The organism is Pseudomonas sp. CCC4.1, from assembly GCF_035019225.1.
GTDB lineage: Bacteria > Pseudomonadota > Gammaproteobacteria > Pseudomonadales > Pseudomonadaceae > Aquipseudomonas > Aquipseudomonas bubulae.
On record NZ_JASJWL010000027.1, the window covers coordinates 44703 to 60830 of the forward strand.

The following is a 16128-nucleotide window of genomic DNA, read 5'->3' on the forward strand; positions in this document are numbered from 1 at the left end:
CCCCCTTGCGGGAGCGGGCTTGCTCGCGATGCAGGCGACGCGGTGTTTCAGAGAAACCCCATGGATGCCATCGCGAGCAAGCCCGCGGCTACAAAAGCAGCAACCTCTGGACACACAGGAAAAAACATAAGACGATCCAGCCGTAAGTTGACCAATTTCACCTATAAGAATAATCAAAATATGTCTATGTCTAATCAACTCTCCACGCCGCTGCGGCGTGTCAGCATTTTGGCCATCGATCGGGTTTTCGCGTCGACCCTGATGCATGCCAAGGATTTCTTTCACCTCGCCAGCCTGCGTCACGGCAAGCAGCTGGGACAAGGCCTGACCCCCACTTTCGAGACACGCCTGGTCAGCCCCGACGGCAAACCGGCCACCAGCTTCAGCAATGTGGTGCTCCCTGTGGACGGCGGCCTGGAGGATAGCGACATCATTATCCTGCCGGCCTTCGGTGACGATTTCGACACCCTCTGCCAGCGCTATCCGCAAGTACTGCCCTGGCTGCGCGAACAGCATGCCCGTGGCGCTGTCCTGTGCGCTGAAGCCACCGGAGTCTTCTGGCTCGCTGAAGCCGGGCTGCTCGATGGCAAAGAGGCCACCACCTACTGGCGTTTCTTCGACACCTTTGCCCGGCGCTACCCCCTGGTGCACCTCAACCAGGACAAACACCTTACCGACGCCGACAACCTCTATTGCGCCGGCGGGCCTACCTCAGCCTGCGACCTCTACATTTACATGATCGAGCGTTTTTGCGGCGCCAATATCGCCCAGGCCGTGGCCCGCGACATCCTTTACGAAGTACAGCGCAATTACACCCCGGGGCGCATCGGCTTTGGCGGCCAGAAGCTGCACCAGGACGTGATCATCCTGCAAATCCAGCATTGGCTCGAAGAGCACTTCGCCGACAAGTTCCGCTTTGAAGATGTCGCCCGCGATCACGGCATGAGCATCCGCAACTTCATGCGCCGCTTTCAGCTGGCCACCGGCGACAAACCCTTGCACTACCTGCAACGCCTGCGCATAGAAACCGCCAAGGGCCTGCTCTCGGCCACCCGCAAAAGCATCAAGACCATCAGCTATGACGTGGGCTACGACGACGCAAGCTTCTTCGCGCGTCTGTTTCGCCAACACACAGAGCTTTCACCAAACCAGTATCGTCAGCAGTTCCTGCATGCAGGCCTCAATCAGGTCGCTTAAATCTAAGCGTTGTACTACACACCAAGCGGAACAATCTGATTTCTCCGCCAGCCCAAAAAGCCTCTGATGAAATGCCCTCCAACCAGGGGCACTCACAAGAAGAGGCTTCACCGGCCACTGGCGGAGGTACGCAGCATGGCGCAAAGACTCAATCACAACTCCCTGCCCATCCTTTCCATAGGAGCCCTGGGTGGCACCGTGAGCATGCGCACAACACAGCCCGGCTCAGGCGCTCAACCCGTGATCACTGGCGAAGCACTGCTTGACGGCATTTCGCAACTGCACGAAGGCCTGGACGTCCATATCGAGACCCTGTGCCTGGTTCCCAGCGCCTCCCTGGATTTCAATCTGCTGCTTGAAGTGCTGATATGGGCCCAGGAGCAAGTGAAGCTGGGCGCGCTGGGCATCGTCATCACCCAAGGCACCGACACCCTGGAAGAAACTGCATTCTTCCTTGACCTGTTATGGGATGCCGATGTGCCACTTGTGCTGACCGGCGCCATGCACCCCAGCGATCATCCCGGCGCAGATGGCCCCGCCAATCTGCTGGATGCCTCCAGGGTTGCGCTCGATACACAGAGCCGCAAGCGAGGCGTTCTAGTGGTAATGAACGGCCAGATTCACCAGCCGCTGCATGTGCGCAAATGCTCATCAATAACGCTGGACGCCTTCAACTCGCCGTTTTTCGGCCCTGCCGGGCTAATGCTCGAAAATCGCGTGCTTTATCTGCGCAAAGCCTGCGCACGCACTGTCCTGCCCATGCCCCGCAGCATTCATCACAAGGTCGCATTGCTGCCAGCAACACTGTCTGCCGACACGGTACTGCTGGAGCATGTGCTGGCCCTGGGGTATGACGCGCTGGTGGTCAGTGCTTTCGGGGCCGGGCATGTCAGTGTCGAATGGGTCGACCTGATCGAACAGGTCACCACGGAAATTCCGGTTCTGGTGGCGTCACGAACAGGTTCAGGCCCCACCGCCGAAGCGTCTTACGGGTTTATCGGCAGCGAGATGGACCTGATCGACCGCGGCGCGCTGATGTGCGGGTTTCTCTGCCCGTACAAGGCGCGGATCCTGATATGGCTGCTGATAGGTTGCGGGCATGCCCGCGACATTGCCAAGTACGTGCAGCGCCTGGGGTTCAAGGCCGCCGAGGCCTGAGGCGGGCATAAAAAAGGCCTGCAATGCAGGCCTTTTTTTTTGACTAGGGTTTGTGCGCCCGCGTCAGATATTCATGGGACTGCATTTCCAGCAAACGGCTGAGGGTACGCTGGAACTCGAAGTTCAGGCGCCCGCCCTTGTAAAGGTCTTTCAGCTCGACTTCAGCCGAGATGATCAGCTTGACGTTGCGGTCGTAAAACTCATCGACCATGTTGATAAAGCGTCGGGCGATGTCGTCCGTTTTCACTTCCATCTGCTCTACACCGCTGAGGATTACAGCGTTGAAGATCTTGCCAAGCTCGATGTAATCATTCTGGCTGCGCGGGCCGTCGCACAACTCGCGAAACTCGAACCAGGCCACATCATCACAGGTACGCAAGGCACGGATGGTGCGGTTCTCGATGATCAGATCATCGTTTTCGATCGCCCTGTTGGAGTTGTGAGTCAGCGCCTTGAAGCTTTCTCTCAAGCTCTTCTCGGACTCTTCGTTCAACGGAAAGTGAAACAGTTCGGCCTGCTCAAGGTGACGCAAGCGATAGTCGACGCCGCTATCGACGTTGACGATTTCGGTGTTCTGCTTGATCAGCGCAATGGCGGGCAAGAAGCGCGCACGCTGCAAGCCGTCCTTGTACAAACCGTCAGGCACAATGTTCGACGTAGCCACCAGGGTGACACCGTTTTTGAACAGTTCTTCCATCAAGGTGCCGAGAATCATGGCGTCGGTAATGTCCGACACAAAGAATTCATCAAAGCAGATCACCCGCGCCTCGTCAGAAAAACGCTTGGCGATAATGGTCAGCGGGTTCTTTTCGCCATTGAGGGTGCGCATTTCTTCATGCACGCGCTTCATGAAGCGGTGGAAGTGGGTACGCACCTTCTCCTTGAACGGCAGGGCATCGAAAAACGTATCGACCAGATATGTCTTGCCACGGCCTACACCGCCCCAGAAGTAGAGGCCCTTGACCGGCGTCTGCTCCTTTTTGCCGAACAGCTTGCCGAAAAGGCCCGGCTTGCTCTGCGAGGAAGCGACCAAGTCGTCGTACAGGCGCTGCAAATGGCGCACAGCGTTTTCCTGCGCGGCATCGTGGAAGAAGTCCGGGCGTTTCAGATCTGCTTGATATCGTTCTAGAGGCGTCATAATTCGTTAGCAAGGCAACAAAAACGGGCCGACACTGTAGCGACGACCCTTGGGAATGGCAATCAAACCTGAGACGAAACGTCGCACTTTCTCAGTCTTGAACGGGTACCAGCGCAAGGCGCAACGCTTCGATTGCCTCATCTCTGGCTGTGGCATCGGCAAATACCGGGCTGTCAGCCACGCAGGTGTCGCCCAGCCAGACACTGAAGCTCAACGCGTCACTGCGCACATCCAGAGGCTCGCCGGATTGCAGCTGCTTGGTCACCTGACCGGCGGTTTTACCGTCGGCAAAGCTGCGCGACAGCAGCAATTGTTCGCCAGCAGCGGCCAGCAGGCGGAAACGGAAGCTGCCGTCTTCGTCGCGGAAGCTGACAAAGCGCGGGCCCTTGGCGGCTTTCTTTTTGCTCGCAGCAGTGGTTTGCGCGGCACTGACAAACGAGCGCAAGCCAACGGCTTCACGCAATTCGACAAGGAAAGGCGCTGCGATCTTGCGAGCTTTTTGGGCGCCAGCCAGCAGGATGTCTTCCATATCATCAGGACGCGACATCAAGTCGTGGTAACGCTCGCGGGACTCGCCCAGCTCGGCGTCCAGCAGCTTGAACAGGCGCTCTTTCGCTTCGCCCCAGCCCAGGCCCTGCAACAGCTCGCTGCGGAACTCAACCGACTGCTCAGGCGTGGAGAATGCCTGGTACAGGGTGAACAGGTGCGAGTTGTCCGGATCCTTCGCCTCGCCCGGTGCACGGGAGTCGGTAACGATGCGCGAAATCGCGCTTTTCATGTCCTTGGCGCTGCTGAACAACGGAATGGTGTTGTCATAGCTCTTGGACATCTTGCGACCGTCCAGACCCGGCAAAGTGGCCACGCTTTCTTCGATCAGCGCTTCGGGCATGGCGAAAAACTCTTTGCCATTGCCGAACAGGTGGTTGAAGCGCTGGCCAATGTCACGGGCCATTTCAACGTGCTGGATCTGGTCACGCCCCACAGGCACCTTGTTGGCATTGAACATCAGAATGTCCGCAGCCATCAGCACCGGGTAGCTGTACAGGCCCATGGTGATGCCCGCATCCGGGTCTTCGCCGTTTTCCAGGTTCTTGTCTACCGAGGCCTTGTAGGCATGGGCCCGATTGAGCAGGCCCTTGGCCGCTACGCAGGTCAGCAGCCAGGTCAGCTCGGGGATTTCCGGAATATCGGACTGACGGTAGAAGGTCACACGCTCGACATCAAGGCCGGCCGCCAGCCAGGTTGCAGCGATTTCCTGACGCGAACGCTGGATGCGCAGCGGGTCATCGCACTTGATCAGGGCATGGTAGTCAGCCAGGAAGTAAAACGAATCGGCGTTGGGGTCGCGGCTGGCCACGATCGCAGGGCGGATGGCCCCGGCGTAGTTGCCCAGGTGCGGCGTACCGGTGGTGGTGATGCCGGTGAGGATACGAGTACGAGAGGTCATGGGTAATCGCTTATCAGGCTGCAATCAATTCGAAAGGCGTGGCGCTACCAACTCTTTGAGCTCGGGCAGCTTGCCGTGAAAAAAGTGTCCGCATTCTGCCACTTTCAGCAGCTCATGGGGGCGCGACAGGTCGTTTGACCAGTTATAGACCAGCTGCGGGTCGATCACTTCGTCGGTTTCAGGCTGGATAACGGTCAGCGGGCAGTTATGTGGCAAGGCATCTTCGTCACGCAAACGCATCACCGCAGGGGCGATCATAAACACGCGCTCAAGCTTTTCGCCCTGGGCTTCAAGGCGACCACCCAGGCTGGCGGCAACAAAACCACCAAACGAAAAACCGAACAGGGTGATCGGCAAGTCAGGGTGTCTGGCGCGCAACCACCGGGCTGCTGCAAAGGCATCGTCGACTTCGCCGGTGCCCATATCGTGGCTGCCTTCACTGGCGCCGGTGCCGCGGTAATTAAATCGCAAGGTAATCAGGCCAGCATCGCGGGCAGTGCGTTGCAAGGTCGAAACCACTTTATTCATCATGGTGCCGCCCTGTACCGGATTGGGGTGACACAGCAGCGCAAGGCCCTTTGGCTCAGCACAATCAAGGTACAAGGCTTCCAGTTGGCCGACCGGGCCAGCAATTACTACGGGGGTTTCGCGGGTAAGCAAGAGGGAACTCCGTGACCTCAGATTGGGTCGACTCGTCTAGCTGATAGATTCTGTCTGACATATTTGCGAGTGCATCGCGGTATACAGCGCAGGTCCGAGCCGTTAACGTAAAGCAAAGCCGTTTATAGAGGAAGGACTCGTGGAACACTCGCTCTTGATTTGGTTGTTGCCGACTCTCGCCCTGGTTGCCGGTGTCGCCATTGGTTTTCTGGTTGCTCGTCTGCTGCCCAATGCCGTGCCTAACCGCACGCAGCGTCAGCTGGACGACATCCAGGAACGTTTTGACAGTTACCAAAGTGAAGTGGTTACCCACTTCAACACCACCGCCAACCTGGTGAAGAAACTCACACAGAGCTATCAGGACGTGCAAGAACACCTCGCCGAGGGCGCCAACCGTTTGGCCCTGGACGAGCAGACTCGCCAACGCCTGCTGGCTGCCCTGCACCCGGATGTGCCACAACCGCATCGCGAGCGCATCACCCCGCCGCACAGCACCGAGCCGCCATTGGACTACGCACCAAAAAGCCCGAACGGTCCTGGCATGCTGGATGAGCATTACGGCCTGAAGAAGTAATTTCCCAGCCGGATGCCCAATAAAAAGCCCCGCGATCTGCAAGGATCGCGGGGCTTTTTGTTGTGTGTCTTGCGCCCCCCCGTAGCCGCTGCCGCAGGCTGCGTTCGACGACGAAGTCGTCGCAATATCAGCCAAACCCCGCACTCAGGGTTTACGACTGCTGCGCAGCCGAACGCAGCCTTCGGCAGCTGCTACGAGGTAATGATCAAGGGTACTGCTGCACCTGACCCGGCTGCTGGTATTGCATGCCCGGGATTGGCGCCAGTGTCACTTGTACGCGACGGTTCTGTGCGCGGCCATCTGCGGTGGCGTTGCTGGCAATCGGATCAGCCGGGCCCATACCTTTGACTGACAGGTACTGGCCGCTCACACCTTGAGACGTCAGGTAGGTCGCTACGCTTTGCGCACGCTGCTGGGAAAGCTGCATGTTGTAGTTGTAGTTACCGGTGTTGTCGGTGTAACCCACGATCTGGATCAGGTTCTGGTTGTTGAACTGCTTGAGCGAATTCGCCAGGTTGTTCAGCGGCTGATAGAAGCTGGGCGCAATGTTGGCCGAGTTGGTCGCGAAGGTAATGTTGCCTGGCATCACCAGGGTGATGTTGTCGCCCTGACGCTGAACTTCAACGCCCGTGTTGGCCATGCTCGCACGCAGGGCTGCTTCCTGCTTGTCGGCGTAATAGCCATAACCGGCTGCACCCAGGCCTGCCACGGCAGCACCGATCAGCGCGCCCTTGCCACGGTTGTTATGGTCGATGGCAGCACCCGCCACAGCACCCGCCAGAGCCCCCAGGCCACCGTAGGTGGCAGTCTTGCTCAAGCCCGTCCCGGAAGACCCCTGGCCCTGGTTGTCATACGGGTTAGGCGTAGCGCAGCCAGCCAGCAAGGCCACCGCACTTGCAGCAACAATCAAACGACGCGAAATGAACATGGTGAAGCTCCTGATCAATCTTTCTAGGGGCAAAGGCCATTGGCATTAGACCTTTATAAATCTTGGAACACGACCAACGGTAAAAATTCCTTGGGTCGTAAACATTCGCACCCCACAAACAATAGTCGCCCGAACGCCTCCCAACAAATTCCGGCCTAGAACTTCACACCCATCGTCAGCGCCACAAAGTCGCGGTCACTGAGGGTGTTGTAGCGCCCACCAAAAAAATTGGTGTACGACAGGCTGCCGGTGTAGGTGCTTTGATAGTCACCCTCCAGCCCCAGGGAGATGGCTTTGCGGCCCTCTTCGAAGCTGGCATCGGGCCCCGGCGAATAGCCGCTGACATCATGGGACCAGCCCAGATTGGGCTTGAGGTTCACCCCGGGAACAACGCTTCTGTATTCCCACACGGCGCGACCACGGTAGCCCCAGGAGGTGGCCGTGGTGAAGCCGTCATTACCTTCAGAGCCAAACACCGGATCACGCCCGTAACGCAGCCCTGAAGGGCTATCCAGGCCACCAACCCGGGTCACCCCCACTTCACCGGTCACGGTCAGGTGATCGGCACCCATCGCGTTGTCGAACACATGGCTGAGGGACGTCTGGAACCGGGTGACTTCCTTGCGCCGATAGCCCTGCACATCTGCGTCGGGAGTGACGCTCAGTGGCGATGCATCGGCAAGCCCGGGCAGCAACGTGACATTGGCGTACAGCAAGTCGTTGCTGTTGAGTTGCACCGGCGCATTGGGACGGTAACTCAACTCGCCCTTCCAGGCCGTGCCTGTGGATAAAGTGGTGGAGAAGCTCAGGCCGTAAAGGCGGATGTCTTCAGGGTATTCAACGTAATAGCCCGAATTGCCGGCAACAACCATCGGCGCCAGCCCTCCGGCGCCTGCTGCCGCCTTATAGGCCGACTGCGGCGCCGCGCTGGCGCTGAGGATCGGGTCGCGACTGTGGTAGTTCATGAAGTAGGCACCGAACTCGGTGCCCAGCGGCTCGAACACATAGTGCATGGCCACCCCGAACTGCCCGCTGTTGCGCGCATAACGATTGGCGCCACGGCGTACCAGCACGCCCTCCTCGTTCACCTCAACCCCGGCACCGGTCAGCGCGGCGAGGTCGGCCACATCGAGTGCCGAACGCTTGCTCATGACCCGGTAATTGCCGCTGCAGCCGTCAGCCATCACGTCTGACCGGGAGAAAAACGTCCCGCAGTTGTCCGCTTCGGACGGCTCCCAATCCAGCTGATAAAAGGCTTCAGCCGACAGGTTGTCGGTCAGGTTTTGCGAGAGATAGAACAGGTTGACCGGCACCAGGCCATCTTTGAACTCAGTGCCAGGCCGACGATAGGCGGCAGGGTCGGTGGGGTTGATCGCATTGATGCCGCCACCGATAAACGCACTTTCGCCCCAACTGACCACCTGTTTACCCAAGCGGACTGCGCCGGGCTGATCGGCAATGGCGTAGTTGTGGTAAACGAACGCATCGAGCAGTTGCGCGCCGGCCGATTGCGCACTGGCTCGGCGGCCTGAGTCACTGATGGGCTTGAAGGGGCGGCTGTCGTCCTGCAACTCGAAGTCATACCAATACTTGCCACGCACATACAGGCCGCTGTCGCCGGACTTGAGTTCCAGTGCGTGCATGCCGGTAAAGATTTTCGAAAAAGTTTCGCCGCGTTTAAAGTTAAGGCGGCCATCGTCAGAAATGGCCGATTGCCCCGTGCCGCCATTGTTGGCGCCTATCAGTTTGCTGTCGGCCCTGGCGGTGGACCAACTGGCGCCGATGGACAGCTCGGTATCGATCTGCCCCTCAACCGGGCCGAGATTGAAGCTCACGCCCCAAGCGGACGTCGACGCAAGGCTGACTGCCAGCGCCAGCCTGGCGCGACGCCAGGACCGGTGGACTGAGGACATCGATACTTCTCCGTGGGCACACTGCAATAAGCCCGCAAGGATGAAGCAAATCCAGATTTTGACAAGAACCCGACCATCTCCCCGTAGCTGCTGCCGGACGCAGCCTTCGTTCCTCGGCAGCTGCTACGGAACCGAGGTGTGTCAATGCATCTCGGTAAACGCCAGTTTCACGCCCAATGCCACCAGTACCGCGCCCATGGTGCGGTCAAACCAGTGACCCATGCGGGCAAAGCCTGTACGCACGCGCTGATGGCTGAACAGCATCGCGACCATGCAGAACCACACACCGGTTGCCACTGCCAGGTACACGCCATAACCGGCCTGGATCGACAGTGGGGTGTGCGGGTTGATCACCACGGTAAACAGCGACAGGAAAAACAGCGTCGCCTTGGGGTTCAGGCCGTTGGTCACAAAGCCCGACGTGAAAGCCCCGCGTGCCGTGCGCTCGCCCACCGGCAAGCTGGCCGCCAACGCCGCAGGATCGGCCGGTTTGGCCCGCAGTGCCTTGATGCCGATATACAGCAGATAAGCCGCTGCCAGCCATTTCAGGGCGTTGAACAGCACAATCGATTGCGACACGATGATGCCGATACCCAGCAATGAATAGCCGACATGGACAAAAATCGCCGTGCCCACACCAAACGCGGTAAACATCCCGGCACGGCGGCCGTGAGTGACGCTCTCGCGCACTACCACGGCAAAATCAGGCCCGGGGCTGGCCACCGCCAACAGGTGAATCAAGGCTACGGTCAAAAATTCTGTCCAGTACATGCACGGCTCCATTACAAATTGTTTCTTCTGTTAGGCTCGCCACATTACGCCTTCATTTCACAGCACAAAAGGTACAGTTGATGACTAACACTCAGCGCGCCGTATTCCTTGATTACACCTCACTGGACCTGGGCGATCTCGACCTCGACCCGCTGCGTCGCAGCTTCGGCGACTTGCAGCTGTGCGCAGACACCACGCCAGCCAATGTGATCGAGCGTCTGCAAGGCGCCAGTGTGGCCATCAGCAACAAAGCGCTGCTCAACGCCCAAACCCTGGCTGCCTGCCCGGACCTGAAGTTGATTCTGGTAGCGGCCACCGGCACCAACAACGTCGACCTTGAGGCCGCCCGAGCCCTGGGGATCACCGTGGCCAACTGCCAGGGCTACGGCACGCCATCGGTGGCGCAGCACACCCTCGGCCTGCTGCTGGCACTGGCTACGCGCCTGGTCGATTACAACAAGGCCGTGGCCGACGGCCAGTGGCAGCAAGCGAAGCAGTTCTGCCTGCTGGACTTCCCGATTGTCGAGCTGGAAGGCAAGACCCTGGGCCTGTTCGGTCACGGCGAGCTGGGCAGTGCGGTCGCGAAACTGGCCGAAGCCTTCGGCATGCGCGTGCTGATCGGCCAGATCCCGGGGCGCCCGGCCCGTGCCGGGCGCCTGACGCTGGACGAACTGCTGCCCCAGGTCGACGCGCTGACCTTTCACTGCCCGCTCACCGAGCATACGCGTAATTTTATCGGCGCCCGCGAACTGGCACTGCTCAAACCCGGGGCCTTTGTAGTCAATACCGCACGTGGCGGCATGATCGACGAACAGGCACTCGCCGACGCCCTGCGTAGCGGCCATCTGGGTGGCGCGGCCACCGACGTGCTCAGCGTCGAACCACCACGCGACGGCAACCCATTGCTGGGGGCCGACATTCCGCGCCTGATCATCACCTCGCACAGTGCCTGGGGCAGTCGTGAAGCACGCCAGCGCATCGTCGGCCAACTGGCGCAAAATGCCGAAGCGTTCTTCAACGGTACAGCGCTGCGGGTCGTCAGTTGATAGACTGCGCCCCTTTTTGAGGAGCAGATTATGGATCCGCGCAGTGAAGTACTGCTTCGTCAGCCTGAATACTTTCAAGGCTCGGTGCTATTGGTCGGCTTGCCCGCTGACGAACTGCTGGGCGAACTGCCCGATGCCCATGGCTGGTGCTGGCATGCCGGCGACCAGGCCGCGCTCGACGCCCGCTTTGCCGGGCGTGTGCAGTTCGGTGTCGATATCCCTGAGCGGGCGTTCGACACCGCCGTGGTGTTCCTGCCCAAGTCCAAGGAACTGAGCGACTACGTGCTCAAGGCCGTGGCCGCCCGCCTGCCGGGTGCCGACGTGTTTCTGGTCGGTGAAAAAAAGGGTGGCATTGAAGGCGCGTCCAAGCAACTGATCCCGTTCGGCAAGCCGCGCAAACTCGATAGCGCGCGGCATTGCCAGCTGTGGCAAGTGACGGTGGATAACGCCCCGCCCGTGCCGGTACTGCACGACCTGGCGCAACATTACGAACTGCCGCTGCCCGAAGGCCCGCTCAAGGTCGTGAGCCTGCCGGGCGTGTTCAGCCACGGTCGCCTGGATCGCGGCAGCGCCCTGCTGCTTGAGCATCTGGACAAGTTGCCCAGCGGCCACGTGCTGGACTTCGGCTGCGGTGCGGGTGTGCTCGGGGCTGCGGTCAAGCGCCGCTACCCGCACAACAACGTCACCCTGCTCGACGTGGATGCCTTCGCCACCGCCAGCAGCCGTTTGACCCTGGCGGCCAACGGTCTGGAAGGGGAAGTGATTACCGGCAACGGCATCGACGCCGCGCCCATGGGTTTGAACACGATTCTGAGCAACCCGCCGTTCCACGTGGGGGTGCATACCGATTACCACGCCACCGAAAACTTGCTGCAAAAAGCAGTGAAACATCTGAAATCAGGTGGCGAACTACGGATTGTCGCCAACAGCTTCCTGCGATATCAACCGCTGATCGAAGAGCATTTCGGTGCCTGCACGGTCAAGGCCGAGGGCCAGGGTTTCCGGATTTACAGCGCCAAGCGCCGTTGAGCCTGCGGAAAAATAAGAGCTTGCCGGATCGGATTTGCCTAGGCAGAATCCGCTCCGTCCTAGGGGAGTAGTCTCCCACGAGCGTCAAGCTCGTCCGGCATACGTCAACATACTTGGTCAACAGACCATGGCGTATGCGACCCAGGTGTCCGCACAGACGGACCGGGGTTTGACAAGACCTATGACACGAACACCTTACCCGGGGCGGGGAGGCTGTACGTGTCATAGCCGTGTCGACCCGCCCCTGGAAACCACCTGATGATGCTCGATTCCCTGCTTGTCCCTACTGCAATCGTTGCCTTGGCCGAAATCGGCGACAAGACGCAACTGCTCGCCCTTATTCTGGCCGCACGCTTTCGCAAACCCTGGCCGATAATCGCCGGTATCGTGGTCGCGACCCTGGCCAACCATGCCGCCGCCGGTGCTGTAGGCGCCTGGTTCAGCACGTTCTTCAGCGACGCCATGCTGCACTGGATCCTCGCCGCGAGCTTTACCGCCACCGCGCTGTGGACCCTGGTGCCGGACAAGATGGACGACGACGAAGCCAGCACCGCACGCAAGTACGGGCCGTTCGTGACCACATTGATCACCTTCTTCATTGCCGAAATCGGTGACAAGACCCAGGTGGCGACGGTGATGCTCGCCGCACAATACCCGGATCTGTGGCTGGTGATTATCGGTACAACCCTGGGCATGCTGATTGCCAACGTGCCGGTGGTTTTAGCGGGCAACTTTGCCGCTGACAAACTGCCGTTGACCCTGATCCGCAGACTGGCTGCCACCGCGTTCGTGGTACTGGCTGTAGTGGCCGTGTACAAGGCGATGCAGATCAGCGGCTGGGTGTAACCCACACTTTGTGTGGAAGCGGGCTTGCTCGCGATACAGGCACTGCGGTCTTTCAGTTGAACCGCGTAGACGCCATCGCGAGCAAGCCCGCCCCCACAACAAGCGTCACGATTTCGGCGCTTGCTGATACAGCGGCATCACCTTCGGAATGGCCGCCTCCAGCGCAGCAATCCGGCTGCTTGAAGCCGGGTGGGTGCTCATGAATTCAGGCGGCGCATTCTGTGATTGCTGAGCCATTTTCTGCCACAGGGTGATCGCCGCATTCGGGTTGTAGCCCGCACGGGCTGCCAGCTCCAGACCGATCAGGTCCGCTTCGTTTTCATTGCTGCGGCTGTTGGGCAAGGTCAGGCTGTAGTTCACCACCGTGTCGGCCAGGCCCAGGCTGTCCTGGCCCAGGCCCAACAAGGCGCCAGCACCCTGCTTGGCGATTTCGATGCCATAGGCCTTGGACATGGATTCACGCCCGTGCTCACGCAAGGCGTGGGCGATTTCATGGCCCATGATCGCGGCAATTTCATCGTCACTCAGTTTGAGTTGCTCGATGATCCCGCTATAAAAGATGATCTTGCCGCCAGGGCCGCAGTTGGCGTTGAGCTCGTCACTCTTGATCAGGTTGACTTCCCAGTTCCATTGCGCGGCATCCGGGCGAAAGGCCGGCGCCTGGGCAATCAGTCGGTTGGCGATCGCCTGCAGGCGCCTGGCGTTGGCGCTGGTCTTGTCCAGGACGCCCTTGGTGCCCGCCTCGCTGACGGTCTGTTGATACGACTGGGCGTACATCTGGTCAACCTGCTGGCTCGACAGCATGCTGAACATGTACTGCTTGCGCTCTACGCCCACGGCGCCGCCATTGGTGGTATTCACCGCCTGGCATCCACCCAGCAACAACCCGGCGCCCACGGCGCACACTACCGCTAACTTACCCATCAAAAATCTCCATAAAGATGGCGCGTATCGTATCTCAACCCGGCGTCAGGCACTCGGGCGCGTTGAGTTTTGGATCGTTGACCAGATTGGCCAGCGGTCTTTCTCGCAGCGGCATCTGCGCACTGGCCAGTAGCGCCTGCAAGGCCTGCAGCGGAGTCTGAGGGTCAAGCCAGGCCTGCTGGCCAGCCTCATCCAGAATCAGCGGGCGACGCTGGCTGGCCGCTGCCTGTGTAATCACGGCGGTGCTCAGCCACACATGCCCCTCAACGGGGTATGCCTCCCAGATACCGGCAAAAAACAGCGAGGAGCCTTCACCCGGCGTCAGCCAGTAGGGGCGTTTACGGGTCGTGCCGCGCCATTCATAAAAGCCGTTGGCCGGGATCAGGCAGCGGCGCTCACGCAAGGCATCGCGGAACATGGGCTGCTCGGCCACGGTTTCAGCACGGGCATGGGCCGGAGTCCGTGACAGGTCGGTCAGCCACGCCGGGGTCAGGCCCCAGCGCGCTCGCGCCAGCTCTCGCTGGCCAGGCTCAGCACCGGCGCGCAGAATCAATACCGAATCATTCGGCGAAATATTCCACTGGGCCTGCTGATCCGCCGGGAAACCGGGCAAGGCTGCAAATGCAGGGTTCCAGCGAAACAGGGCAAAACGTCCACACATGGGGCAGCACAACTCTTCTTTTGTATAGCAATGAATAAACCGTCGCTGGCATCAGCAATCCAGCACATCGGGGAAACTCTCAGGCTCATCACCAGCCACCGGTGACGCGGCATTGTACGCATCGATCAACTCCCGTGCGTATTGCGCCCGATCATTGGCCACCGCCAGGCCGAGCAAGCCGAACACCGGCAGCTCCCCCGTGGCGCCGACCAGATCACGGCCCTGTAGCCGGGCCTCGACCCCTTCACTGGCCAGCATGCCCAGCAACAGTTCGGCTTCCATCAGGTTTTCCGGCTCGTAGATGCGTTGCATGGTCTTCACTCACTACTCATTCTCGGTATGCACATCGAGCATCCATTCATGGCCATCGGTCTGAAGGTGAAAAAGGATCGGCCGACAGCACACCGGGCAGTCTTCGATGTAGCTCTGATCACCCCCCGACAGGTCGAGCACCGCTTCAGCCGGCTCGCCGCAATAGGGGCATTCATAGTGTTCAGTTTCAAGCATCGCGGTCTCCAGAGTGACTTGTGCGTATAATCGCCGGTCTATTAGCAGGGCTATTATTTTTGCCCTGCCCTGCGTACCAACCCTAGTCGTTTCCAACAAGAGAGCATGATGGGCCAATTCGATAGCATCCGACCTTACGACGACGCCGAAGTACCAGCAGTGCTGGCCCGGCTGCTCAGCGACAAGGCGTTTCTGGATATCCTGACCCACTTTCGCTTTCCGCGCCTGGCTGGCGCTTTCGGTTGGCTGTTAAAACCACTTATAGCTCATCGCCTGCGCAAAGAGTTCGCCAGCGTCAATTCGGTCGCGGCCCTGCAGGACAAGGTCGAGGTGTACGTCGATCGCACCATCGAACATGCCACCGACGGCGTAACCTATACCGGCGTCGAGCAACTGAAATCCGGCAGCGCCTACCTGTTTCTGGCCAACCACCGCGATATCGTGATGGACCCGGCGTTCGTCAATTACGCCGTGTACCACGCCGGCCTGCCAACGCCGCGCATCGCCATTGGCGACAACCTGCTGCAAAAGCCGTTTGTCAGCGATCTGATGCGCCTGAACAAGAGCTTTATCGTGCACCGCTCGATCACCGGGCGCCGGGAAAAGCTCGCGGCTTATCAACTGCTGTCGGCATACATCAACCACTCGATCCGCAACGACTGCCAGTCAATCTGGATCGCCCAGGCTGAAGGCCGGGCCAAGGACGGTGATGACCGTACCGATTCGGCGATCCTCAAGATGTTTCATATGAGCCGTAAAAACGAGCCGTTTGCCGAGGTCATTCAGTCATTGAACCTGACCCCGGTTTCCATCAGCTACGAATACGACCCCTGTGACCAGGCCAAGGCCCGCGAGCTGTTTATCCGCGCCACTACCGGCACCTACAGCAAGGCTCCTGGCGAGGACGACACCAGCATCGCCAACGGCATTACCGGCTACAAGGGTCGCGTGCACGTGAACTTCGGGGCGCCGGTGACCGAGTTGTTCGAAGACAGCAAATTGCTGGCCGCCGAAATGGATCGTCATATCCTCGGTGGCTACCGCCTGTTCCCCGCGCACTACCTGGCGTATGCGCAGTGGAGCGACCACGACCCCGAGTTACAAGTGCCGACGGCCGCAGAGGTATTCGGTGCCGAAGAACTGGCCAAGGCCCAGGAAGAATGGCAACGCCGCCTGGACGCCTGCCCGGCCGAGCACCGTCCGTATCTGGTGCTGCAATACGCGATGCCGGTGCGTAACCAGTATCGGATCAAGGCTGGCCTGGCGCTGTAACCCAATAAACCCGTGGGAGCGAGCCTGCTCGCGAAGGTCTGTCTCTTATACACATCT

General features: G+C 59.8%; 17 protein-coding genes and 1 riboswitch. Of the genes, 7 read left to right on the forward strand and 10 right to left on the reverse strand.

Annotation, left to right across the window (positions count from 1 at the left end; translation table 11 throughout):
* Positions 1–261 precede the first annotated feature (261 nt).
* Positions 262–1197 carry a GlxA family transcriptional regulator gene (locus QN377_RS12890; RefSeq protein WP_169916835.1) on the forward strand — a complete coding sequence of 312 codons (936 nt, stop codon included), beginning with the start codon at positions 262–264 and terminating at the stop codon, positions 1195–1197.
* 135 nt (positions 1198–1332) lie between these two features.
* Entirely contained in the window at positions 1333–2355 is a 1023-nt protein-coding gene (locus QN377_RS12895; protein WP_095001550.1) for an asparaginase, read from the forward strand.
* A 43-nt stretch (positions 2356–2398) separates the two neighbouring features.
* Here the strand turns inward: QN377_RS12895 and zapE are convergent, their stop codons facing one another.
* The 3 genes from zapE to QN377_RS12910 all read right to left on the reverse strand — a co-directional run bounded on the left by zapE (position 2399) and on the right by QN377_RS12910 (position 5600).
* A complete protein-coding gene (gene zapE / locus QN377_RS12900; RefSeq protein ID WP_095001551.1) occupies positions 2399–3493 on the reverse strand; it encodes a cell division protein ZapE in 1095 nt (364 codons plus the stop codon).
* Between the two features lie 91 nt (positions 3494–3584).
* The gene (locus tag QN377_RS12905) at positions 3585–4940 is read right to left on the reverse strand and encodes a tryptophan--tRNA ligase (protein WP_095001552.1); all 1356 of its coding nucleotides are present in this window, start codon (positions 4938–4940) and stop codon (positions 3585–3587) included.
* A 24-nt stretch (positions 4941–4964) separates the two neighbouring features.
* The gene (locus tag QN377_RS12910; RefSeq protein WP_095001553.1) at positions 4965–5600 is read right to left on the reverse strand and encodes an alpha/beta hydrolase; all 636 of its coding nucleotides are present in this window, start codon (positions 5598–5600) and stop codon (positions 4965–4967) included.
* A gap of 139 nt (positions 5601–5739) precedes the next feature.
* Here QN377_RS12910 and QN377_RS12915 point away from each other — a divergent pair, with 139 nt between their 5' ends.
* The gene (locus QN377_RS12915; RefSeq protein ID WP_016779504.1) at positions 5740–6174 is read left to right on the forward strand and encodes a YhcB family protein; all 435 of its coding nucleotides are present in this window, start codon (positions 5740–5742) and stop codon (positions 6172–6174) included.
* A gap of 205 nt (positions 6175–6379) precedes the next feature.
* On the opposite strand, the gene QN377_RS12920 is transcribed toward QN377_RS12915, so the two are convergent.
* From QN377_RS12920 to QN377_RS12930, 3 genes are all read right to left on the reverse strand, one after another.
* Positions 6380–7102 (reverse strand): OmpA family protein, encoded by a 723-nt coding sequence (locus QN377_RS12920; RefSeq protein ID WP_095020339.1) that lies wholly within the window; start codon positions 7100–7102, stop codon positions 6380–6382.
* 155 nt (positions 7103–7257) lie between these two features.
* Positions 7258–9015, reverse strand: a complete 1758-nt coding sequence (locus QN377_RS12925) for a DUF1302 domain-containing protein (RefSeq protein ID WP_322213568.1) — start codon at positions 9013–9015, stop codon at positions 7258–7260.
* Between the two features lie 141 nt (positions 9016–9156).
* Positions 9157–9786 (reverse strand): LysE family translocator, encoded by a 630-nt coding sequence (locus QN377_RS12930; RefSeq protein WP_016779501.1) that lies wholly within the window; start codon positions 9784–9786, stop codon positions 9157–9159.
* Between the two features lie 80 nt (positions 9787–9866).
* Here QN377_RS12930 and QN377_RS12935 point away from each other — a divergent pair, with 80 nt between their 5' ends.
* From QN377_RS12935 to QN377_RS12945, 3 genes are all read left to right on the forward strand, one after another.
* Positions 9867–10832, forward strand: coding sequence for a 2-hydroxyacid dehydrogenase (locus tag QN377_RS12935; protein WP_322213572.1), 966 nt, complete (start codon positions 9867–9869; stop codon positions 10830–10832).
* Between the two features lie 30 nt (positions 10833–10862).
* Positions 10863–11861 (forward strand): class I SAM-dependent methyltransferase, encoded by a 999-nt coding sequence (locus QN377_RS12940; RefSeq protein WP_095001557.1) that lies wholly within the window; start codon positions 10863–10865, stop codon positions 11859–11861.
* Between the two features lie 50 nt (positions 11862–11911).
* A riboswitch (yybP-ykoY riboswitch) is annotated at positions 11912–12031 on the forward strand.
* Between the two features lie 91 nt (positions 12032–12122).
* Positions 12123–12707 (forward strand): TMEM165/GDT1 family protein, encoded by a 585-nt coding sequence (locus tag QN377_RS12945; RefSeq protein ID WP_086799543.1) that lies wholly within the window; start codon positions 12123–12125, stop codon positions 12705–12707.
* Positions 12708–12812: 105 nt separating this feature from the next.
* Here QN377_RS12945 and QN377_RS12950 read toward each other — a convergent pair whose 3' ends face one another.
* From QN377_RS12950 to QN377_RS12965, 4 genes are read right to left on the reverse strand one after another with little or no spacing between them, the layout of a single operon-like run.
* On the reverse strand, positions 12813–13631 hold the full coding sequence (locus QN377_RS12950; RefSeq protein ID WP_095001558.1) for a M48 family metallopeptidase: 819 nt from the start codon (positions 13629–13631) through the stop codon (positions 12813–12815).
* A 34-nt stretch (positions 13632–13665) separates the two neighbouring features.
* Positions 13666–14292, reverse strand: coding sequence for an SOS response-associated peptidase (locus QN377_RS12955; protein ID WP_095001559.1), 627 nt, complete (start codon positions 14290–14292; stop codon positions 13666–13668).
* A 51-nt stretch (positions 14293–14343) separates the two neighbouring features.
* Positions 14344–14604 carry a putative signal transducing protein gene (locus QN377_RS12960; protein ID WP_095001560.1) on the reverse strand — a complete coding sequence of 87 codons (261 nt, stop codon included), beginning with the start codon at positions 14602–14604 and terminating at the stop codon, positions 14344–14346.
* A 12-nt stretch (positions 14605–14616) separates the two neighbouring features.
* The gene (locus QN377_RS12965) at positions 14617–14799 is read right to left on the reverse strand and encodes a CPXCG motif-containing cysteine-rich protein (RefSeq protein WP_095001561.1); all 183 of its coding nucleotides are present in this window, start codon (positions 14797–14799) and stop codon (positions 14617–14619) included.
* A 105-nt stretch (positions 14800–14904) separates the two neighbouring features.
* Here QN377_RS12965 and QN377_RS12970 point away from each other — a divergent pair, with 105 nt between their 5' ends.
* On the forward strand, positions 14905–16071 hold the full coding sequence (locus QN377_RS12970) for a 1-acyl-sn-glycerol-3-phosphate acyltransferase (protein WP_095020337.1): 1167 nt from the start codon (positions 14905–14907) through the stop codon (positions 16069–16071).
* Positions 16072–16128: the final 57 nt, after the last annotated feature.